This window comes from Sporosarcina sp. BP05 (assembly GCF_014282005.1).
GTDB lineage: Bacteria > Bacillota > Bacilli > Bacillales_A > Planococcaceae > Sporosarcina.
Genome location: NZ_JACFTD010000097.1, coordinates 1 through 361 on the forward strand (window position 1 = coordinate 1; position 361 = coordinate 361).

At 44.6% G+C, this 361-nt stretch carries 1 tRNA gene and 1 rRNA gene; both read right to left on the bottom strand.

Going from position 1 to position 361, the window contains the following annotated elements:
- Positions 1 to 20 precede the first annotated feature (20 nt).
- Positions 21 to 96 (bottom strand) — tRNA-Val (locus H2672_RS19325).
- A gap of 64 nt (positions 97 to 160) precedes the next feature.
- A 5S ribosomal RNA gene (gene rrf / locus H2672_RS19330) occupies positions 161 to 276 on the bottom strand.
- Between the last annotated feature and the right edge of the window lie 85 nt (positions 277 to 361).

A 361-nucleotide genomic window follows, 5' to 3' on the forward strand; every position in this document is an offset into this window, starting at 1 on the left:
AAAAATCATTATAAAATGTATGGTGGAGGATGACGGGCTCGAACCGCCGACCCCCTGCTTGTAAGGCAGGTGCTCTCCCAGCTGAGCTAATCCTCCTGGGTATAAGTTAGACAACAATTAATTACTTGTCCTTTTGAACATCTATGTAATGAATGTACAAGCCCGGCGACGTCCTACTCTTGCAGGGGGAAACCCCCAACTACCATCGGCGCTGAAGAGCTTAACTTCCGTGTTCGGGATGGGAACGGGTGTGACCTCTTCGCAATCGTCACCAGACTATTGTCATCTTTCTCAAGAGACACTATTCATTATATCATACAGTCAATATAATTGCAAGTACTTTTTTTATGAACGGTACTTA